This is a genomic window from Frateuria sp. (genome assembly GCF_035943815.1).
Classification (GTDB): Bacteria; Pseudomonadota; Gammaproteobacteria; order Xanthomonadales; family Rhodanobacteraceae; genus Frateuria_A.
Genome location: NZ_DASZBU010000006.1, coordinates 159,824 through 180,280, shown reverse-complemented (window position 1 = coordinate 180,280; position 20,457 = coordinate 159,824). Strand labels below are relative to the sequence as shown.

The window sequence follows — 20,457 nt, the reverse complement described above, 5'->3', positions numbered from 1 at the left end:
ACCGCTCGAGTGCGCCCGCGATGCCGACGGCACCGCGGGCGTTTTCTTTTGGGCGAAACGAGAGAGCGCGACAGGAAGTAAGGGCGGCGTCTCCGCGCTACCATTGCCCGATGTCCCTGAAAATCCTCGACACCTGCGTCAACTGTGACGTCTGCGAACCCGCGTGCCCGAACAAGGCGATCTCGATGGGCGCGGATTACTACGTGATCGACCCGGCGCTGTGCACCGAGTGCGTGGGCCACCATGACGAACCGCAGTGCATGCTGGTGTGCCCGGTCGAATGCATCGTCGTCGACGACGCGCTGGCCGAGACGCGCGAGCAGCTCGAACTCAAATACCGCCAGTTGATGGCCAAGGAGACCACCGAATGAGTCCTTTTCCGCGTTGGCGCATCCTGCTGCTGAGCCTGCTGCTGACCTGCGGCAGCGCGTCCGCCGCGGACCGGTCGGTACCGGCGGCTCATGCGCCTGCCGCCGCCGTGCAGGCGCAGAGGCCCGGCCACGCGGCCATCGCCAGCGCCAACTTCCGGGCCACCAACGCGGGGCTGGAGGTGATCGCCGCCGGCGGCAACGCGTTCGACGCCGCGGTGGCGGTGGCGTCCACGCTGTCGGTGGTCGAACCGGAAAGTTCGGGGATGGGCGGCGGCTTCATGGCCGTGCTGCGGCGCGCGAGCGACGGGCGCGAGGTGTTCATCGACGCGCGCGAAGTGGCGCCGGCGGCGGTGAACACGAAGGACTATCTCAACAGCGACGGCACGCCCAACCGCGACGCCGCGCTCAACGGCCCGCTGTCGGCCGGCATCCCGGGGGAGCCGGCCGGGCTGGCCTGGCTTGCCGAACACTACGGACGGCTCCCGTTGAAGCAGTCGCTGGCGCCGGCCATCCGCACCGCGCGCGACGGCTTCGAGCCGGACAGCCGCCTGCGCGGCGCGATCGCCGAGCGTGCCGACGACCTCAGGCGCTGGCCCGCCTCCGCCGCCAAGTACTTCGTCGACGGCAAGCCGCCGGCGGCGGGCAAACTCTGGCGCGACCCGGACCAGGCACGCACGATCGAGCTGCTGGCCGAGCAGGGCCGCGACGGTTTCTACAAGGGCGAGGTGGCCAGGAAGCTGGTCGCCGCCGTGCGCGCCGCCGGCGGCAACTGGAGCGAGGCCGACCTCGCCGCCTACCAGGTGAAGGAGCGCGCGCCGATCAGCGTGGACTACCGCGGCTACCGCATCGTCACTGCGCCGCCGCCGTCCTCCGGCGGCGTGGCGGTCGCTGAGATACTCAACATCCTGCGCGGCGTGGAAACCGAGAAGCTCGACCGCGCGCACCGCATCCACTATGTGATCGAGGCGATGCGCCGCGCCTTCCGCGACCACAACGACTACCTGGGCGATCCGGACTTCGTGAAGATGCCGCTGGACATGCTGCTCTCGCCGTACTACGCCGACGGCCTGCGCCAGAGCATCCTGCCCGACAAGGCCACGCCTTCCTCGATGCTGCCCTCGAGCGCAGCGCGCGACCCCGGCCCGCACACCACCCATTTCTCGATCATCGACAAGGACGGCAACATGATCGCCGTCACCTCGACCGTGAATTACACGCTCGGCTCCACCTTCGTCGCCGCGGGCACCGGCGTCCTGCTCAACGACGAGATGGACGACTTCGCGCTGGTGCCCAACAAGCCCAACGTGTACGGCCTGCTCGGCAGCACGGCCAACGCACCCAAGCCGGGCAAGCGCATGCTTTCCTCGATGACGCCCAGCCTGGTGATCGGCGCCGACCGCACGGCGGTGATCGGTTCGCCCGGCGGCTCGACCATCATCACCCAGGTGCTGGAGGGCATCCTCGCCTTCATCGACGGCAAGGACGCCAGCGACATCGTGGCGCAGAAGCGCTACCACCACCAGTTCATGCCCGACCGCGTGGACGTGGAGCCCGGCGTGTTCGACGCGGCTACCACGGGAGAGCTCGAGCGCATGGGCTATACGCTGCATCCGCGCGAGCCCTGGGGCTTCATGAACGTGGTCACCTGGGATCACCGCGACAACAAGCTCGACGCGGCGAGCGACCCTCGTAGGCCATCGGGGCTCGGGAAGGTGCAGTAGGGCGGGCGCCCCGCCCCGGGAGGTCCGGCGCAGGGCACCGGCAGACAGCACCGCCCCCCCTGCGTAGAATCCCCAGGGGCATCCTTTCAGGCACAGGCGACATCCATGCAGCTGTGGTCCCTCGAGGGCAACACGCAGAAACTCGATGGCGGCGCGATGTTCGGCAACGCGCCCAAGGCCATGTGGGCGCGCTGGATCGAGCCGGATGCGGAAAACCGCATCCCGCTTGCCTGCCGCTGCCTGCTGGTCAGGGACCTGGACGGCCGCAACGTGCTGTTCGAAACCGGCATCGGCGCGTTCTTCGAGCCGAAGCTGCGCGAACGCTACGGCGTGGTGGAGGACCGCCACGTGCTGCTCGAATCGCTGGCCGAAGCCGGCCTCTCGCACGAGGACATCGACGCGGTCGTGCTCTCGCACCTGCATTTCGACCACGCCGGTGGCCTGCTGGCGCCGTGGGCCGAAGGCGAGCCGCCACGGCTGCTGTTTCCCAACGCCACGTCCCTGGTCGGCGCCGAGCACTGGCGGCGCGCGCAGTCGCCGCACCCGCGCGACCGCGCCTCGTTCATTCCGGAACTGGCCGGCCTGCTCGAGGCGAGCGGGCGGCTGGAGCTGGTCGAGGGCGAGCATTCGCGGGCGCTGGGCCACTCGGTGCGCTTCCACTTTTCCAACGGTCACACGCCCGGGCTGATGCTGGCCGAGGTCGGCGGCGTGGTGTTCTGCGCCGACCTGATTCCCGGTCGCTCCTGGGTGCACCTGCCGATCACCATGGGCTACGACCGCGCGCCGGAAACCCTGATCGACGAGAAGCGCGCGTTCCTTGAGGACAAGCTGGCCCGCGGCGTGCAGCTGTTCTTCACGCATGACCACGCCTGTGCGCTGGCGCGGGTGACCCGCGACGAGCGCGGGCGCTTCGGTACCGCGGACGAGAAGGCACGCCTGCGCGGCGAGCCGGCCGGTGGGATCGCCGGGTGAGCGGGCCCTCGCGTATCGGTACGCGTGCCTTGCTGCTGCGCGGGAGCGGCGCGCTGCTGCTCATCGCCGGCCTGGGCACGGCTGCGATCACCGAGCGCAGCCTGCTGGTGCATCACCTGGCCGCGGTGCGCCATGGTGGCGATATCGTCGAAGCCGGCTCGCAAGGTCCGCAGCCGGGAATGCATGGCAGCATGGTGCTGGTCTCGGGCACGCCCGAGGTGGTCGAGGCGCCGCGCGATGCTGACTTCAACCTGAGCGTCCCGACGCCGGTGCTGGAGCGCCACGTGGAAATGTTCCAGTGGCGCGAGGTGCGGGTGGGCACCGACCTGCACTACGAACTGGACTGGTCCGAAGAGCTGCAGGACACGGACAAGTTCCGGCAGCCGCACGGTCACGCCAACCCCAGCGCCATGCCGCTGAAGAGCGAGCGTTTCGAAGCGGGCATGGTACGCGTGGGCGGCTTCGCGCTGGGGCCGTTGCTGGTGCACGCGCTGCCTGGCTCGCAGGCGGTGGCTCCCGATCCGTCGAAGCTTCCGGCCAACCTGGCGGCGAGCTTCAGCCTGTACCACGACTACCTGACCACCAGCGCGGATCCCGGTTCGCCGCGCCTGGGCGACATCCGGGTGAGCTGGCAGGCGGTGCCGCTGCAGCCGGTGACGATCCTGGCGCGGCTGGACGGCGATCGGCTGGTGCGCGCCAGCAAGGCGGACGACGGCCAGGGCTACCAGGTGCAGGTCGGCCTGCGCTCGCTCAGCGACGTGCTGCCGGATGTGCCCGAGCCGCCGGAGTTCACCATGGCGCGACGCGGCGCGGCGATCGTGTTGGCCGCGCTGGGATCGTTCCTGTTGCTGTGGGAGCGCCGCCGTCGCGTGAGCGATCCGCTGCTGGCGCTGGCGGTGGGCGTGACCGCGATCGGAGCGGTGTCCTGCGCTTCCTGGCTCGGTGGCGACTGGCCGCCGGTGCTCAACTGGTTCGGAGTGACCGCGGCCGGCGTGCTGGTGGTGGCGCTGCTGCACCGGCGCACCGGGCGGGCCGGCCGAGCCTAATGTCGCCGCCCGTACGGGACGGGCAGGCCGCGGGCGGAACGATAGAGAGCGTCGTCAGGCTGCGGCCGCCGGCGCCTTCGGGTCGGCGAAGGCGTACACCTGGTCCGCCCACTGCGTCGCCTCCAGGTAGATCGCGGCCATGCGCTGGATCTGCTGCGGCTGGACCTGGCCGCTGAGCTGGCCCGCCTCCCAGGCATGGATCTGCTCCAGCAGCGGTCCGAACGGGCCGCCGCCGCCGACCAGTGCGTCGCGGATTTCCGGCACCAGCGGCAGCTGCGCGAGCACGAACTCCATCGGCGCGCACATCAGCGTGTCCAGCAGCGAGAACAGGCCGACAGTGAAGGCCATTTCCTTCTGCTGGCGCGGCATGTTGCCGGCCAATTGTTCGCACATGTGCGCGCGGATCAACGCGGTACGCAAAAGCTCCGGCGGACGGTCGTCCATGCCGCCCAGCGACATGGTGTAGATCCAGTTGCGCATGCGCGTGACGCCGAAGAAGATCGCCGCCTGCTGCACGGACTTGAGCTGCTTGGGCAGGCCGAAGTAGGCCGAATTCACGCAGCTCAGGAGCTTGTAGGAAAGGATCGCGTCGTTGCGGATGATGTCGCCCAGCTCGACCGGGCCGGGGCTGTTCTCCTGCAGCTCGCGCATCAGGCGCAGCATCGACAGGCGGTTGGCCGAAAGCACCGGCACCTCGACCTGGTCGGGAATCAGCAGGTAGCGACCCTGGATCGCCTGCAGCGGCAGCTCCAGGCAGCGCTGGTAGGTGGCGTGATCATCCACTTGCCCCGCGACCACCCAGATGCCGCGCTCGTGCAGGTGTTCGGCGCGCTCGCGCAGTTGCTCGGGGCTGAGCGCCTTGGCGTCCAGCCGCACGAACTGCACCATCTGGACCAGCGCCTCGATCGCGACGGAGCCGTGCAGGTCGGTCGCGCCGGCGTCGTACATCAGCAGGCAGCCGCGCTGCGCCATCTTCTGCAGGCGCTCCATCAGCTCGGCGTCCTCGGCCATGGCCGGCTGCAGCACCACGCCGAAGCGCGGCTGGTGCAGCAGGACGTCCGTCTGCTCCAGCAGCAGCTCGCGCGACAGGGTGAGGAAGGTGCGGTTGCCGCGCACCAGCCGGGTCAGCGCGCCATCGGCCAGGGTCGAGAGCACGCGCTGCATCAGCTCCTGCTCGTCGCCGGCGTGGCGATGGAACATGACCTCGTAGGCGAACAGCTCGCGCTTCTGGTCCAGCATGGGCACCCGCACCACCGGCAGGGGCATTTCGCGGTTGCCGGCGAGGCGGGACTGGGCGGAAGCGGCGGTATCGCTCATGGCTTTGATCTGCTCGCGGGCGGGCCCGCCTTTGGTTGGATCGCCACCGGCCCTGCGGCCCGGTGTCCGTAAGGTTTGTCGTTCGTGCGTCAGGCCGAGGCCAGATGGTGCGAGCGCAGCGCCGTGCGCACCTCGCCAGCCGGGCCGTAGAGTCCCTTGGCGTCGCCGCCCTGGCCGGCCAGCACGGCCAGCGCTTCGCGCACCTGGGTCAGCCGCTGGCTGACCAGGTTGCCGTTGCGCTGGTTCAGTTCGTGGCAGCGCCTGAGCTGCTCGAGCACTTCGCGCCAGCGCGTTTCCACGCGCGCGGCGGCGGCCGGCTCCAGCTTGAGCATCTGCACCCGCTCGGCATCGAGCTGTTCCAGTTGCCGCATCAACGCCTGCTTGCGCTCCCCGGTGCGATCCAGCGCGAGCGCGTCGGCGGCGATCAGCGCCTCGCGTTCGTCGGCCAGGGTCGCGGCAAGCTCGGTGACGGACCGGGAGAGGTCCTCCACCACCGCGGCCAGCGCGGCTTCCAGCTCGTGATGCAGCAGCTTGCCCATGGCTGGATTACGGCTTGGCGGTGCCGGCGATCTGCGCGTCGAGCGCGATCATCTTGTCGGCGATGCGGGCCGGGTTGACCTGGTAGCTGCCGTCGGCGAGCGCCTTGCGGATCTGCTCGACCCGCTTGGTGTCGATCGCGGCGTTGCCGTCGACCTTGGCAGCGTCCTGCAGGGCGCGCGCCGAATCGGTCAGGCGGACACTGTCGTCCTTGCCCGGCACGCTTGCGGGAGCGTCGCTGGCCGTGCTGCCGGTGCCGGTAGCCGTGCCGTTGGTCTGACTGCCCGGTGCCTGGGGCAGGAACGGCAAGCCGTTGTTGGAAATGGTCGTGTTCATCGGTCCTTCTCGAGTCGGTTAGGCCCTGTTCCTTGGGGAATCGGCCGGGGCCCGGAAAACTTTAGCCCCTTCCAATGCTTCGGTTACTGCGGTTCGTTCAGGGGAGCGCCACCACCACGCCGGGGGCGCGTACGACGGCATCCACCACGCGCCCGGAGCTGCCGTTGCGCACGCGCAGGCGGGCGCCCGAATCGCCGCTGCCAAGCGCGGTGCCCTCGGCGCGTACCGCGATACCGCCCAGTTCGGCCACCAGCTGCACGTGGTCGCCTGCGCGCACCATCTGCCGCCCACCCAGCGCGCCGGGCGTGAGCACGCTGCCCGCGGCGAGCGGCCGCGACAGGCTGCGCTCGGCGACCTGGTCCATGTTGTCGATGTAGCCGTAGGGCAGGCGCGCGACGTCGCGTTCCTCGGCGTGCACGTCGGCCGGCACGATGCCGTCGCCGCGGACCAGCGGCCGGCTGGCCACCAGCACCTGGCGCCAGACCGACAACCTTACCGGCACGCGCACGCTCCAGCCGCCGGCCGCCGGGCAGCGCACCAGCACGCTCAGTCGGGGCGCGATGCGGTCGCCTCCCGGCAGGCTCGCCTGCAGCGGCGCGGCGCAGTCGGCTATGCGCAGGCGGGCATCGAGCGGGTCGGACTTCACTTCGACGCGGCTCCCCGGCGCCGCGAGGTGCTGCTGTACGTAGCGTTCGGCCTGGCTGCGCACGTCCGCTTCGGGCGGCGGCGCGGCCAGGGCCGGCAGGGCGGCCACGCCCTCCAGTGGCAGGAGCAGCGCGAGCAGCAGGCAGCGGCGGGGCAGCGTCATCAGGCCTGTGCCAGCAAGGCGGCGAGCTGGCTGACCAGTGCCTCGCGGTCGGCCTCCAGCCGCTGGCTGATCTGCTGGGCCTGGTCGAGCTGGCCTTCGACCAGCAGGCCGACGAAGGCGTTGCCGTGTTCGGACAGGCGCGTGCCCGCCTCGCTCAGCGCGCTGGCGGCCGGATGTTGCGGATGCTGCGCGGCCAGCCGGCGCACGGTGCGGTCCAGCGCTTCGGTGTCGAACCAGCGCCGGTCCAGCGCGCCAGGCTCCAGCAGCGCCAGTTCCATCGCCTGGCGGATGCCCTGCGCCGACTCGCGCACGGTCAGGCTGAGGCTGGCCGGGTCGTTGCCGGCCTCGTGTTCCAGCCAGCCCAGCGCCAGGCGATGGGCCAGCAGCGCGGCGCGGCTGAGCGCCTCGCTCTGCCGGCGTGCCTCGGTGCTGCGCCGTTGCAGTGCGCCCAGCGAGGCCTGTGCCGCGGCGGCGCGAGCCTGCTGCACGTCCTGGCCCTGGCGCAACTGGGCGACCTTCTCGCTGGCGCCGGCCAGCGCCTCGCCACTCTGGCGCATGGCGCCATCGGCCTGGCTCACGCCGGCCTGCGCCTGCTCCAGCCGCTGCATGCCCTGCCGCACGTCGCCGTCCAACTGCTGCGAGAACTCGCCGATCGAACCGGTGACGGTCTCGATCTCGGTGGTGGCCTGGGTGGTCTTCTCGGCCAGTTGCTTGACCTCGTCGGCGACCACCGCGAAACCGCGGCCAGCCTCGCCCGCACGGGCCGCTTCGATTGCGGCGTTGAGCGCGACCAGGTTGGTCTGGTGGGCGATTTCCTGCACCACGCCGGTGAGCTTGCGGATCTGCTCCACCTGTTCGGCCAGGCGTGCCTGGTTGCGGTTCATCGCCGACAGCGCGCTGCGCAGCAGGCGCAGCTGGCCATCGAGCTCGCTCACCCCGGCGCTGCCGCTCTGGCGCGCCTGTTCGACCTGCGTCAAAGCGGTGGCGACCTGTTGCAGCGCCGTCGATATTCCGGCGCTGGCGTCCGTCAAGCGGCCGACGCCGTCGCGGCTTTCCTGGCTGGCCTTGTCCAGGGCGGACTGCTCGCGCCCGAGCATCTGCGCTGCCGCCAGCACCAGGCCTTGCTGTTCGAGGGTCTGCAAGGCCATCGCCGCGGGCTGGCCGGCGTGGAGGCGGGCCAGCAGCGGGGCCAGCACGCGGGCTGCCGCCGGATGCTGGAGCGACAACTGTTCGAGGCGTGCCTCGTCGCCAGCGGCGGCCGCTTGGACCAGCGCGGCCAGGGACCGGCTACGGATCAGGCTCATGGAGATGCGGTTTCCTGCGAATGAGTGTTCAGGACATCGTCTGGATGCGTCGAAACTTGAACAAGCAACGCGTGTGCCAGTGCGAACCGCCGATCCTTCCCCCGCATTGGCCGGAGGAAGGGAGGATCCCGGCGCGGGTGCTGAGGCTGGGGGAGGGATCAGCTCAAGCGGCGGATGGTCCGGCCGATATGCGGTGACGGGCCTGCGGCCCACCGTTCCCCGAGGAGTAACGCATGGCCGGCGCCCTGCTGGAAAACGTCGAACGCCAGACCCGCCTGGCGGGGCACAACCGCGTGGCGATGCTGCTGTTCCGCCTGGGCGAGCCGCAGCTGTTCGCGATCAACGTATTCAAGGTGCGCGAGGTGCTGCGCCGACCGCCGCTGGAGCGCATGCCCGGCGCGCATGCGCTGATCGCCGGCAGCTGCGACTACCGCGGGCAGACCATTCCGGTGATCGACCTGGCCGCGGCGCTGGGCTATCCGCCCCTGACAGACGAGCCGTCCGCGCACCTGATGGTCACCGAGTTCAGCCGCTCCGTACAGGGTTTCCTGGTGTCGGACCTGCAGCACATGGTGCATTGCGAGGGTGCCTCCCTGGTGGCGCCCAGCAGCGCGCTGGGCTTCGGCTCGCGGGTCAACGCGGTGACCCGCATCAACGGCGCGCTGGTCGCGGTGGTCGACGTGGAGCACGTGCTGGCCAGCATCGACGCCTCGCCGCACGAGCTCTCGGCGCAGATGCAGCGCGCCGCCGGTGCCCACCCGCTGAGCCCGCGCCGGGTGCTGGTGGCGGACGATTCGCTGATCGCACGTCGCCGCCTGGTCAGCCTGTTCAAGCAGATGAACATCGAATGCGTGGTGGCGCAGGACGGCCGCGAGGCGCTGGACCGCCTGCACGAACTGGCCGCGCTGCCGCCGGAGGAGGGCGTCAGGCTGGTGGTGTCCGACATCGAGATGCCGCAACTGGATGGTTACGCACTCACCCGCGCGATACGCGAGACGCCCACGCTGCGTCGCCTGAAGGTGGTGCTGCACAGCTCGCTCTCCGGGTTGTTCAACGAAGCGATGGTGCGCGAGGTCAACGCCGACCGCTTCGTCGCCAAGTTCCAGCCGGACCTGCTGGCGCAGGCGGTGATCGAGTTGCTGCCGGACGAAGCGACGGACTGAGGCTCTCCCCGGCCCAGCCGGACGAAAGGGTGGGCGTACGGCGGCGTCGGAAATCCGTCTCCGCCCATGAAACCGGGTTCGGGGGAAAACCGGCACGCCGCGCAAAGCCTTTTGCAGCAAGGCTTCGGGCGGCCATGGCACACAACTTGCCTCCAGCCCCGTGCGGACGTATCGACCCGCGCGGAGGCAAGCGATGAGCCAACCCATCGACAACCTGTTCGGCATGCACACCGGCGCGCTCGCGCTGTGGCAACGCCGTACCGAGGTGCTGGCCAGCAACCTGGCCAATGCCGACACCCCGGGCTACCTCGCCCGCGACGTCGACTTCCGCAAGGCACTGGCCGCCGCCGGCGGCAGCGGCGACGGCAGCCTGCCGCTGGCCGCCCCCACGCCCGGCCAGATCGACCCGACCGCCCAGGCGCGCGACACGCTCGCCTACCGCGTGCCCACCCAGCCCAGCATGGACGGCAACACCGTCGACGCGCAGCAGGAGCAGGCCGCCTTCGCCGCCAACGGCGTGCACTACCAGGCGAGCCTGGCCTTCATCACCGCGCAGATCCGCATGCTGCGCACGGCCATCACCGGGGGCCAGGGCTGATGTCGCTCTTCAACATCTTCAACGTCGCTGGCTCCGGCATGGCGGCGCAATCCACCCGCCTCAACACCGTGGCCAGCAACCTGGCCAACGCCGACAGCGTGGCCAGCACGCCGCAGGCCGCCTACCGCGCCAAGGAGCCGCTGTTCGCGGCGATCCGCAACGGCCTGGACGGCCAGCCGGCCGAGGCCGGCAGCGAGGGGGTCAAGGTGCTCGGCGTCACCGAGAGCCCCAACGCGATCACCAGCCGCTACGAGCCAGGCAACCCCATGGCCGATGCCGACGGCTACGTGTACCAAAGCAACGTCAACCCGGTGGACGAGCTGGTCAACATGATCTCGGCCTCGCGCTCTTACCAGAACAACGTCGAAGTGATGAACACCGCGCGCCAGTTGATGCAGAAGACGCTGGACCTCGGAAAGTAAGGAGCGGCCATGAGCGACATCGCAGTCAATTCCTCCAGTTCCGCCGGCGCCGCCGTGCAGTCCGCAAAGAAGGACAACAAGACGCTCAGCCAGGCGGACTTCCTGAGCCTGCTGATCCAGCAGATGCGCAACCAGGATCCGACCCAGCCGATGGATTCCTCGCAGATGGTCAGTCAGCTGGCGCAGATCAACCAGGTCTCGGCCACGCAGAACCTGCAGGCGTCCTTCGACGCGCTCTCCAAGTCGATGCAGGGCAACCAGCTGCTGCAGGCTTCCAGCATGGTCGGCCACAGCGTCACCGTGCCTTCGGCGGTCGGCAAGCTGCAGGGCGGTTCGCTGGACGGGGCGGTCAACATCCCCGACGGCGGCGGGCGCAGCTTCGTGCGCATCACCGACAGCGCCGGCAACGTGGTGCGAACGATCGATCTCGGTACGCAGGTGGCGGGCCTTGCCGATTTCCACTGGGACGGCGTGGGCGACGACGGCCGACCGTTGCCGCCGGGTAGCTACGGCCTGTCCGCGCAGGTGGGTACCGCCGCGGCACCGACCTACGTCAGCGGCAAGGTCGCCGGGGTGGGCATGACCGGCGCCGACGGCGCCTATCTGGACGTGGACGGCTTCGGCGGCGTGCTGCTGAGCCAGGTCGCGCGCGTCAACTAATTCATCAGGGGAAACACCGATGGCTTTCAATATCGCGCTGAGCGGCCTGAATGCGGCGTCCAAGGACCTCGAGGTCACCGCCAACAACATCGCCAACACCGGCACCACCGGCTTCAAGGGCTCGCGCGCGGAGTTCGCGGAGCTCTACAACTCCGCCGGACGCAACCTCTCGGCCACCGCCATCGGCAGTGGCGTGCGGCTGGCCGAAGTGGCGCAGCAGTTCGGCGCGGGCAACGTGGAGAACACCGGCAACAGCCTGGACTTCGCGCTCAACGGCGACGGCTTCTTCACCCTGCGCGACGGCAAGGGTTTTGCCTACACCCGCGCCGGCTCGTTCCAGCAGGACAACAACGGCTACGTGGTCAACGCCAGCGGCCAGCACCTGCAGGTGTTTCCGCCCGCAGGCAACGGCTTCGACACCAGCACGCTGGTCGACCTGCAGATGACCACCGCGCAGAGCGCGGCCAAGGCCACCGGCAACGTGCAGATGTCGCTGAACCTGCCCTCGGATGCCACCGCGCCGACCACCGCGCCGTTCAGTCCCACCGACCCGCAGAGCTACAATCAGGCCACGCCGTTCACCGCCTACGATTCGCTCGGCGCCAGCCACAACGGCACCGTCTACTTCGTCAAGAACGCGGCGGCCAACACCTGGAATGCCTACCTGTACGTCGACGGCGTGTCCGCCGGCGCGCCGCAGACGGTTTCCTTCACCAGCAGCGGTGCGCTGGCCACGCCGGCCGGCGGCAAGCTCACCTTCCCGGCGATGTCGGTCAGCCCGGGTGCCAACCCGATGGCGCTGTCGATCGATCTCTCCAAGGCCACCCAGTTCGGCAACAGCTATTCGCTCAGCGCGATCAACCAGGACGGCTACCCCAGCGGCACGCTTTCGAGCATCGACGTGTCCAGCCAAGGCGTGGTGCAGGCCAAGTATTCCAACGGGCAGTCCACCGCGCTGGGCCAGCTCGCGTTGGCCAACTTCAGCAACTTGAACGGGTTGCGCCAGCTGGACAACACCAACTGGGCGGCCTCGTTCGATTCGGGCACGCCGGTGATGGGCGCGGCCGGCCAGGGCACCTTCGGCGCCGTGCAGTCGGGCGCGCTGGAAGCCTCCAACACGGCCGACCTCACCGCGCAACTGGTGAACATGATCAAGGCGCAGCGCAACTACCAGGCCAACGCGCAGGTGATCTCCACCGACGACAAGCTGACCCAGACCATCATCAACATCCGCAACTGACGCGGGGGCTGAGGCAATCCCATGGATCGTTCGCTCTACGTCGCCATGACCGGCGCCACGCAGATGATGCGGGCGCAGACGGAAGTGGCGCACAACCTGGCCAACGCCGACACGGTCGGCTTCAAGGCGCAGATGTCGGCCTTCCAGGCGCTGCCGGTGCAGGGGCCGGGCATGCCCACGCGGATCAACGGCGTGGCGCAGGGTGAAGGCGTCGACCTGCGCTCGGGCGCGGAGATCCAGACCGGTCGCGAGTTCGACGTGGCGGTGCAGGGCGACGGCTGGATCGCGGTGCAGGCGGCCGACGGCAGCGAAGCCTACACGCGCGCCGGCAACCTGCAGCTCACCCCCGATGGCCTGCTCACCGACGCGCGCGGCAACCTGGTGCTGGGCGACGGCGGCCCGATCAGCCTGCCGCCGGCGAGCCAGGTGAGCATCGGCAACGACGGCACCATCTCGGTGGTGCCGACCGGGCAGGGCCCGCAGACGATCGCCTCGGTCGGCAAGCTGAAGCTGGTCAACCCGCCGGCCAACCAGCTGGCGCTGGGTAGCGACGGGCTGATGCACCTGGCCGGCGGCGGCACCGCCGACGCCGACCCGGCCGTGACCGTGAAATCGGGCGTGCTCGAATCCAGCAACGTGAACCCGTCGCAGACGCTGGTGCAGATGATCGAGCTCTCGCGCCAGTACGAACTCCAGGTCAAGGCGATCAAGAACGCCGACGACAACGCACAGGCGGCGACCCGCCTGCTGTCACTCACTTAAGTTTCCCAGGAGACATCCATGTTCTCTTCCCTGTGGGTCGCCAAGACCGGCCTCGATGCGCAGCAGACGCGCATGGACGTGGTCTCGCACAACCTGGCCAACGCCAACACCACCGGCTTCAAGAGCTCGCGCGCCGCGTTCCAGGACCTGGTCTACCAGAACCTGCGCCAGCCGGGCGGGCAGACCACCGAGCAGACCGCCGCTCCCTCGGGCCTGATGCTGGGCACCGGCGTGCGCGTGGTCGGCAACGAGAAGCTGTTCACCCAGGGCAACATCGAGCAGACCGGCAATTCGCTGGACCTGGCTATCCAGGGCCGCGGCTTCCTGCAGGTGACCATGCCCGACGGCACCACCGCCTACACCCGCGACGGTTCGCTGCACATGGACCAGAACGGGCAGATCGTCACGGCCAACGGCTATGCGGTGGAACCGGCCATCACCATCCCGGCCAACGCGCAGTCGATCACCATCGGCAGCGACGGCACGGTCAGCATCACGCTGCCGGGACAGGCCGCGCCGCAACAGGTGGGCACCGTGCAGCTGGCCGACTTCATCAACCCGGCGGGCCTGCAGCCCAACGGCGACAACCTGTACCTGGAGACCGCCTCGAGCGGCACGCCGCAGCCGGGCCAGCCGGGGCTCAACGGCCTGGGCACGCTCTCGCAGGGCGCGCTGGAGAGCTCGAACGTCAACGTGGTCGAGCAGATGGTCGACATGATCGAGACCCAGCGCACCTACGAGATGAATTCCAAGGCCATCTCCGCGGCCGACCAGATGCTGCAGTTCCTCACCAACAAGACCTGATTCCATGCACGCCGCTTTCCGCTTCCTCGCCGCCGCCGCGCTGCTCGCGCTTGCCGGCTGCGCCACCATGCAACCGGGCCACGAGGACGCCCAATGGGCGGCTACGTTGCCGATGCAGCCGGACGTCGCCGCGGCACCGGCCGACGGCGCGATCTACCACGATGCGCAGGGCATGGAACTGTTCTCCGACCCGCGCGCGCATCGGGTGGGCGACATCCTCACCATCGTGCTGGTGGAAAGCACGCAGGCGAGCAAGAAGGCCAGCACCAGCACGAGCAAGACCGACAAGGCCAAGATCGCCTCGCCCACCATTCTGGGCCAGGGTGTCTCCATCGGCGGCAAGGCGGCCGACATCGGCCTGGACGGCGAGCGAACGTTCGACGGCAACGGTTCGTCGAGCCAGTCCAACCAGCTCACCGGCCAGATCACGGTGACGGTGGCGCAGCGTCTGTCCAACGGCAACCTGATGGTGCGCGGCGAGAAGTGGCTGACCATCAACCAGGGCCAGGAGTTGGTGCGCATCGCCGGCATCGTGCGCCCGCAGGACATCGGCCAGGACAACACCGTGCCCTCCACCCGCGTGGCCGACGCGCGCATCAGCTACACCGGCCGCGGCACGCTGGCCGACGCCAACACGCGCGGATGGCTGTCGCGCTTCTTCAATTCCAAGTGGATGCCGTTCTGATGAAGCCGCAGCTTCCCGAGCCGTCGCCGTCCGCCACGGAAACCCGCGGGGTTTCCGCCGCGCCGCCGCCGTCCGCCGACGGCGAACCCTACGATCATTCGCGTGTGGAGGAGACCCGCCGCGCCGCGCTGCGCCGCGCGCTGCAGCGCTGGCGCAGCTTCGGCCTGCACGTGGTGGCCGCGCTCGTGGCGATGCTCGCCTGCGCGCCGCTGCACGCGGACAAGATCCGCGACCTGGCCTCCGTCGGCGGCGTGCGCTCGAACCAGTTGATCGGTTACGGCCTGGTGGTGGGTCTCGACGGCTCGGGCGACCAGACCACCCAGGCCCCGTTCACCACGCAGAGCCTGGAGAACATGCTGCAGCAGTTCGGCATCACCGTGCCGGCCAACGCGCGGCCGCAGCTGAAGAACGCCGCGGCGGTGACCATCACCGCCGAGCTGCCGCCCTTCGCCAAGCCTGGCCAGCAGATCGACGTCACCGTGGCCTCGATCGGCAATGCCAAGAGCCTGCGTGGTGGCGAGCTCTTGATGTCGCCGCTGCGCGGCGCCGACGGCAACGTCTACGCGATCGCGCAAGGCAGCGTGGTGGTCGGCGGCGTGAGTGCGCTGGGCAAGAGCGGCTCCAGCGTGCAGGTGAACATCTCCGCCAGCGGGCGCATCCCCAACGGCGCCTCGGTCGAGCGCAGCGTGCCCTCGTCGTTTGCGGGCGCCGGCGACCTGATGCTCAACCTCAACACAGCCGACTTCACCACCGCCGCGCGCATCGCGCAGGCCGTCAACGGTGCCTTCGGCGCGGGCACCGCCACGCCGGTCGACGGTGGCACCGTGTCGGTGCGCGGTCCGCAGGACCCGGCGCAGAAAGTGGCCTGGCTGGGCATGATCCAGAATCTCGACGTGACTCCCGGCGATGCGCCCGCGCGCGTGGTGGTCAACTCGCGCACCGGCACCGTGGTGATCGGCTCGGACGTCAAGGTCTCCGCCGCGGCGGTGGCGCACGGCGCGATCCAGGTCACCATCAGCGAGCAGCCGCAGGTCAGCCAGCCGGGGCCGTTCTCGCGCGGCCAGACCGCGGTGGTGCCCAGCTCCGACGTGCAGGTCAGCGAAAGCGGCGCGCACATGTTCAAGTTCGGCCCGGGCGTGAGCCTGGACACCATCGTGCGCGCGGTGAATCAGGTGGGCGCGGCGCCGAGCGACCTGATCTCGATCCTGCAGGCGCTCAAGCAGGCTGGCGCGCTTCATGCAGACCTTGTCGTGATCTAGGTCCACGCGACGGAAACATGACGCCCGCCACGCCCGCCACGCCCGCGCTCGACACCTGGACCGACCTGTCCGGGTTCAACCAGCTGCGCGCACAGGCCAAGGGCGACGACAAGGCGGCGCTGCCAAAGGTCGCCAGGCAGTTCGAGGCGATCTTCACCCAGATGATGCTCAAGTCGATGCGCGAGGCCAACGCCAGCTTCGGCGACAACGACGTGGGCGACAGCGAGCAGGGCAAGGCCTACCGCGACCTGTTCGATCAGCAGCTTTCGCTCTCGCTGTCCCAGGGCAACAACGGCCTGGGTATCGCGCGCATGCTGGTGCGCCAGCTCGGCGGCAAGGACGCGCAGTCCACGCCGGCGGCCACCGATGACAAGACCTTGCTTGCCGGCGTCGCTGCCGGTGCACTGCCCGGCGCCACCGCTTCGGGCCTGTTCGCCCCGCTTGCCGCGGGCGCCGAGGCGGGCGCGCGCGCCTTGCTGAATCTGGGGGCGGGTGCGGACGCGCAGGACGGCGCGCTGCTTCCGCTGGCCAGCGACGCCCTCGCCGCGAAGGATTGGCGGGCCACGCTCGGCCAGCTGGCGCAGGGCGCGGCAAACGTGGCCAGCAAGTTCGTTCCGGGCGATCCGGTCGGCTTCGTGCAGGCGATGGCGCCGCACGCGCAGGCCGCCGCCGTCAAGCTGGGCGTCTCGGTGCGCGCGCTGCTGGCGCAGGCCGCGCTGGAAACCGGCTGGGGCAAGCACCTGCCGCAGCGCCATGACGGTTCGAGCAGCTTCAACCTGTTCGGCATCAAGGCCGGTGGCGGCTGGATCGGCGACAAGGTCAGCGTGCCCACGCTCGAGTACGAGAACGGCGTGGCGGTGCGCAAGCGCGACAACTTCCGCGCTTACGCCAGCCCGGCCGACGCGTTCGCCGACTACGCACGCATGCTCACCGACAGCCCGCGCTACGCGCAGGCACTGGGCAAGGGCGAGAACGTCGCCGGTTTCGCGCATGCGCTGAGCCGCGGCGGCTACGCCACCGATCCAGGCTACGCGGCCAAGCTCACCGCCATCGCCAACAGCCCGCAGATGCGCGAGGCGCTGGCGTCGCTGGATGCGGGGGCATTCAAGTGAGAAGCCAAGCTGCCGTCACAGGGGGCATGACGCATGCCCTGATTCCGCCGATCGGGTTTTCGCCGGGCCGCCTGTCGCGGCCCGCCCGCCCGCCTGCCATCCGTCCGGGAAACCATCATGGCTGACCTGCTTTCCACCGGCGTCTCCGGCCTGCTCGCCGCGCAAGTGGGCCTGAGCACCGTGGGCCACAACGTGTCCAACGCCAACACTGACGGCTACAGCCGCCAGCAGGTGAGCTTCGCCGCGCGCGCGCCGCAGCAGGAAGGGCGCTACTACGTCGGCACCGGCGTGGACACCCAGGCGGTGCAGCGCGCCTACAGCCAGTACCTCAACAGCGCGCTATGGTCGGCCGCCTCCGCCCAGGGGCGCGCCAATGCCTACCAGGGCCTGACCGGCCAGCTCAACAACCAGCTTTCCGGCAGCAGCAACCTGCAGAGCTCGCTGGACAGCTTTTTCGGCTCGGTGCAGGACGTGGCCAATGCCCCGGCGGACGCCTCCGCCCGCAGCGTATTGCTGGCCCGCGCCGGCGGCCTGGCCAGCACCTTTCATGCACTGTCCGGGCAATTCGACAGCCTGGGCGGGCAAGTGCAGCGCCAACTCGCCGATACGGTCGCCGCGATCAACAGCGACAGCGCCGGGATCGCCAAGCTCAACGAGCGCATCCGCGCCTCCACCGGCCAGCAGCCGTCCGACCTGCTCGACCAGCGCGACGCGCTGATCAAGAAGCTCTCGGGCGAGGTCGGCATCAGCGTGGCGCCGCAGAACGACGGCACCCTGAGCGTGTTCGTCGGCAACGGGCAGGCGCTGGTCAGCGGTACGCAATCCTACGATCTGGGTACCGCGCCCAACACCTATGACGCGACCCGGCTGGAAGTCGTCGACAAGGGCACCGGCGCGGTGCTGAGCAGCCGCATCGGCGGAGGCACGCTGGGCGCGCTGCTGGATTTCCGCAGCAACGTGCTCGACCCCGCGCAGAACCAGCTCGGTCGGGCCGCGCTGGCGCTGGCCGACACGTTCAACGCGCAGCACGCGCAGGGCGTGGATCTCAACGGCCAGCTCGGCGGCACCTTCTTCAACATCGCCGGCCCTGCCGTGCAGGCAGCCGGCAGCAATACCGGCAGCGCCACGCTCACGGCGAGCATCAGCGACATCGGCGCGCTCGGCAGCCAGGACTACGTGCTGAGCTACGACGGCAGCGCCTGGAACCTGCGCGACGGCAGCGGCGCCACGGTGGCGATGACCGGCACCGGCACGGCCGCCGATCCGTTCAAGGCCGGCGGCCTGAGCTTCACCCTGGGTGGCGGCGCCGCCAACGCCGGCGACAGCTTCCGCATCCAACCCACCCGCAATGCAGCCGGCGGCATAGGCGTGGCGATCACCGATCCGAACAAAGTGGCTGCAGCCGCACCGCTGGTGGGCAGCGCGGCGGGCGCGAATACCGGCAACGCCGCCGTGGGTGCGCTCACCGTCGCCGACGGCAGCAACCCGAACCTGTTCACCGCCTCCAGCATCGTGTTCTCCTCGCCGACCAGCTACAGCATCGACGGTGGCCCGGCGCAGACCTTCACCGCCGGCACGCCCATCGTGCACAACGGCTGGAGCCTTGCCCTCTCGGGCTCGCCCGCCAACGGCGACAGCTTCACCGTGAAGGCCAACACCAACGCGCGCGGCGACAACGCCAACGCGCTCAAGCTCGGCGCGGTGGCCAACCTGGGCGTGCTCGATGGCGGCGCGACCAGCGTAGGCGGCGCCTACGGCCAGCTGGTCGGCCAGGTCGGCAGCGCCGGTTCGCTGGCCGACGACGCAGCCAAGACGCAGACCGCCGTCTACAACCAGGCGATGGCCGCGCAACAGAGCGTCAGCGGCGTCAACGTCGATGAGGAAGCGGCCAACCTGGTGCGCTTCCAGCAGGCCTACCAGGCGTCGGCGCAGGTCATCAACGCCGCCAACACCGTGTTCAACGCACTGCTCGGCGCGTTCAAGGGCTAAGGGCCACCGTCATGAGAGTCTCCACCAGCTGGATGCAGCAGCAGTCGGTCAACACGATGATGGAACGGCAGGGCGACCTGTCCGGCATCCAGACGCAGATGGGCACCGGCAAGCGCATCAACCAGCCCTCCGACGATCCGGTGGGCGCGACGCGCGCCGTGGAACTGACTCATCTTGGCGCCGACACCGACCAGTACCAGCGCAACATCACTTCGGCCAACGCGCGACTGGGATTGGAAGACAAGACGCTGTCCTCGGTCGGCAACGTGCTGGGCCGCGTGCGCACGCTGCTGCTGCAAGGCATGAACGCCAGCCAGACGGCCGAGTCGCGCAACGACATCGCCACCGAGATGGTGCAGCTGCGCGACCAGTTGTTGGGCATGGCCAACAGCAAGGATGCGCAGGGCGACTACATCTTCGCCGGCAACCGCACCGGCGCCGCGCCGTTCGTCTCGCAACCTGGCGGCGTGAGCTATGTGGGCGACCAGGGCCAGCGCATGGTCGCGGCCGGCCCGGGTCTGCAGGTCGCCACCGGCGATCCGGGCAGCGCGGTGTTCATGGACACTCTCACCGGCAACGGCAGCTTCGCCGTGGGCGCGGCCGCCGGCAACACCGGCAGCGCGCTGGTCGGTGCCACCGGCGTAACCGACGCCAGCGCGTGGAACGGCGGCAACTACCAGATCGTGTTCACCGCGCCCAACGCCTACGAGGTGCGTGATAGCGGCGGCGCCGTGGTCAGCAGCGGCGCCTACGATCCGGAGAAGGGCGGCACGATCGCCTTCAAGGGCGTGCAGGTTGCCTTCAGCGGCACGCCGGCGGCGAACGACAGCTTTGCGGTGGCCCCTTCGTCCAAGCAGAGCATGTTCGATACGCTCGACGGCATCATCGGAGCGCTGCGCCAATCCACGAGTGAGACAGGCTTGCAGAACGCGCTCGGCGGCCAGCTTGCCAACCTCGACCAGGCGATCGGCACGGTCACGCAGACGCGCGCGGGAGTGGGTGCCCGGATGAATGCGCTGGACCAGCAGGGCTCGCTCAACGGCGACCTCACCCTGCAGTACAAGACCGCGCTGTCGGACGTGCAGGACCTCAACTACTACGACGCGGTGAGCAAACTGAGCCTGCAGAGTTCCGCGCTGCAGGCCGCGCAGCTGACCTTCAGCAAGCTCCAGAACATGACGTTGTTCGATTATCTCAAGTGATGCGGTCCGTGTTCGGCCGGCGCGACTTGCGACGCCTGGAAGTGAAGGGTGGGCGCGGGAAGATGCGACAGGAAAATGCAGAAAGAGCAGTTGACCCACTCAAGTTTCCATGGTGAGGGTCGAAAAAGGGTCTGAGGCGGCGGTGTTCC

At 69.5% G+C, this 20,457-nt stretch carries 21 protein-coding genes; 16 read left to right on the top strand and 5 right to left on the bottom strand.

What is annotated here, in order from left to right; all coding sequences use genetic code 11:
• Positions 1-110: 110 nt before the first annotated feature.
• The 4 genes from VGU65_RS04365 to VGU65_RS04350 all read left to right on the top strand — a co-directional run bounded on the left by VGU65_RS04365 (position 111) and on the right by VGU65_RS04350 (position 4,110).
• Positions 111-371, top strand: coding sequence for a YfhL family 4Fe-4S dicluster ferredoxin (locus VGU65_RS04365; protein WP_327473206.1), 261 nt, complete (start codon positions 111-113; stop codon positions 369-371).
• A complete protein-coding gene (gene ggt / locus VGU65_RS04360) occupies positions 368-2,092 on the top strand; it encodes a gamma-glutamyltransferase (protein WP_327473205.1) in 1,725 nt (574 codons plus the stop codon). The genes VGU65_RS04365 and ggt overlap by 4 nt, the downstream gene beginning before the upstream one ends.
• Positions 2,093-2,197: 105 nt before the next feature.
• Complete coding sequence (locus tag VGU65_RS04355; protein ID WP_327473204.1) at positions 2,198-3,064, top strand: MBL fold metallo-hydrolase; 867 nt, start codon at positions 2,198-2,200, stop codon at positions 3,062-3,064.
• A complete protein-coding gene (locus tag VGU65_RS04350; RefSeq protein WP_327473203.1) occupies positions 3,061-4,110 on the top strand; it encodes a TMEM43 family protein in 1,050 nt (349 codons plus the stop codon). The genes VGU65_RS04355 and VGU65_RS04350 overlap by 4 nt, the downstream gene beginning before the upstream one ends.
• A 54-nt stretch (positions 4,111-4,164) precedes the next feature.
• On the opposite strand, the gene VGU65_RS04345 is transcribed toward VGU65_RS04350, so the two are convergent.
• The 5 genes from VGU65_RS04345 to VGU65_RS04325 form a co-directional block, all read right to left on the bottom strand.
• Positions 4,165-5,427 carry an EAL and HDOD domain-containing protein gene (locus tag VGU65_RS04345; RefSeq protein ID WP_327473201.1) on the bottom strand — a complete coding sequence of 421 codons (1,263 nt, stop codon included), beginning with the start codon at positions 5,425-5,427 and terminating at the stop codon, positions 4,165-4,167.
• Positions 5,428-5,516: 89 nt separating this feature from the next.
• Positions 5,517-5,966, bottom strand: coding sequence for a flagellar protein FlgN (locus VGU65_RS04340; RefSeq protein ID WP_327473200.1), 450 nt, complete (start codon positions 5,964-5,966; stop codon positions 5,517-5,519).
• Between the two features lie 7 nt (positions 5,967-5,973).
• Positions 5,974-6,300: a flagellar biosynthesis anti-sigma factor FlgM gene (gene flgM, locus VGU65_RS04335; RefSeq protein ID WP_327473198.1), complete on the bottom strand. Its 327-nt coding sequence runs from the start codon at positions 6,298-6,300 to the stop codon at positions 5,974-5,976.
• 97 nt (positions 6,301-6,397) lie between these two features.
• The gene (gene flgA / locus VGU65_RS04330; protein ID WP_327473196.1) at positions 6,398-7,108 is read right to left on the bottom strand and encodes a flagellar basal body P-ring formation chaperone FlgA; all 711 of its coding nucleotides are present in this window, start codon (positions 7,106-7,108) and stop codon (positions 6,398-6,400) included.
• Positions 7,108-8,412 (bottom strand): methyl-accepting chemotaxis protein, encoded by a 1,305-nt coding sequence (locus tag VGU65_RS04325; protein ID WP_327473194.1) that lies wholly within the window; start codon positions 8,410-8,412, stop codon positions 7,108-7,110. Before VGU65_RS04325 ends, flgA begins: the two co-directional genes overlap by 1 nt.
• Positions 8,413-8,645: 233 nt before the next feature.
• Between VGU65_RS04325 and VGU65_RS04320 the strand changes: the two genes are divergently transcribed.
• From VGU65_RS04320 to flgL, 12 genes are all read left to right on the top strand, one after another.
• Positions 8,646-9,575 carry a chemotaxis protein gene (locus VGU65_RS04320; RefSeq protein ID WP_327473192.1) on the top strand — a complete coding sequence of 310 codons (930 nt, stop codon included), beginning with the start codon at positions 8,646-8,648 and terminating at the stop codon, positions 9,573-9,575.
• 193 nt (positions 9,576-9,768) lie between these two features.
• On the top strand, positions 9,769-10,173 hold the full coding sequence (gene flgB, locus VGU65_RS04315) for a flagellar basal body rod protein FlgB (protein WP_327473190.1): 405 nt from the start codon (positions 9,769-9,771) through the stop codon (positions 10,171-10,173).
• Positions 10,173-10,595 (top strand): flagellar basal body rod protein FlgC, encoded by a 423-nt coding sequence (flgC, locus tag VGU65_RS04310; RefSeq protein ID WP_327473188.1) that lies wholly within the window; start codon positions 10,173-10,175, stop codon positions 10,593-10,595. Before flgB ends, flgC begins: the two co-directional genes overlap by 1 nt.
• 9 nt (positions 10,596-10,604) lie before the next feature.
• Entirely contained in the window at positions 10,605-11,255 is a 651-nt protein-coding gene (locus VGU65_RS04305) for a flagellar hook assembly protein FlgD (protein ID WP_327473186.1), read from the top strand.
• 19 nt (positions 11,256-11,274) lie between these two features.
• Complete coding sequence (gene flgE / locus VGU65_RS04300; protein ID WP_327473184.1) at positions 11,275-12,495, top strand: flagellar hook protein FlgE; 1,221 nt, start codon at positions 11,275-11,277, stop codon at positions 12,493-12,495.
• A gap of 21 nt (positions 12,496-12,516) precedes the next feature.
• Positions 12,517-13,257 (top strand): flagellar basal-body rod protein FlgF, encoded by a 741-nt coding sequence (gene flgF, locus VGU65_RS04295; protein ID WP_327473182.1) that lies wholly within the window; start codon positions 12,517-12,519, stop codon positions 13,255-13,257.
• A gap of 18 nt (positions 13,258-13,275) precedes the next feature.
• Entirely contained in the window at positions 13,276-14,061 is a 786-nt protein-coding gene (flgG, locus tag VGU65_RS04290; protein WP_327473180.1) for a flagellar basal-body rod protein FlgG, read from the top strand.
• Positions 14,062-14,065: 4 nt separating this feature from the next.
• Complete coding sequence (flgH, locus tag VGU65_RS04285) at positions 14,066-14,746, top strand: flagellar basal body L-ring protein FlgH (RefSeq protein ID WP_327473178.1); 681 nt, start codon at positions 14,066-14,068, stop codon at positions 14,744-14,746.
• A gap of 191 nt (positions 14,747-14,937) precedes the next feature.
• Positions 14,938-16,005, top strand: a complete 1,068-nt coding sequence (locus VGU65_RS04280; RefSeq protein WP_327473272.1) for a flagellar basal body P-ring protein FlgI — start codon at positions 14,938-14,940, stop codon at positions 16,003-16,005.
• 17 nt (positions 16,006-16,022) lie between these two features.
• On the top strand, positions 16,023-17,117 hold the full coding sequence (flgJ, locus tag VGU65_RS04275; protein WP_327473176.1) for a flagellar assembly peptidoglycan hydrolase FlgJ: 1,095 nt from the start codon (positions 16,023-16,025) through the stop codon (positions 17,115-17,117).
• 117 nt (positions 17,118-17,234) lie between these two features.
• Entirely contained in the window at positions 17,235-19,106 is a 1,872-nt protein-coding gene (flgK, locus tag VGU65_RS04270; protein ID WP_327473174.1) for a flagellar hook-associated protein FlgK, read from the top strand.
• Between the two features lie 11 nt (positions 19,107-19,117).
• Entirely contained in the window at positions 19,118-20,308 is a 1,191-nt protein-coding gene (flgL, locus tag VGU65_RS04265) for a flagellar hook-associated protein FlgL (protein ID WP_327473172.1), read from the top strand.
• The last annotated feature ends 149 nt before the right edge of the window (positions 20,309-20,457 follow it).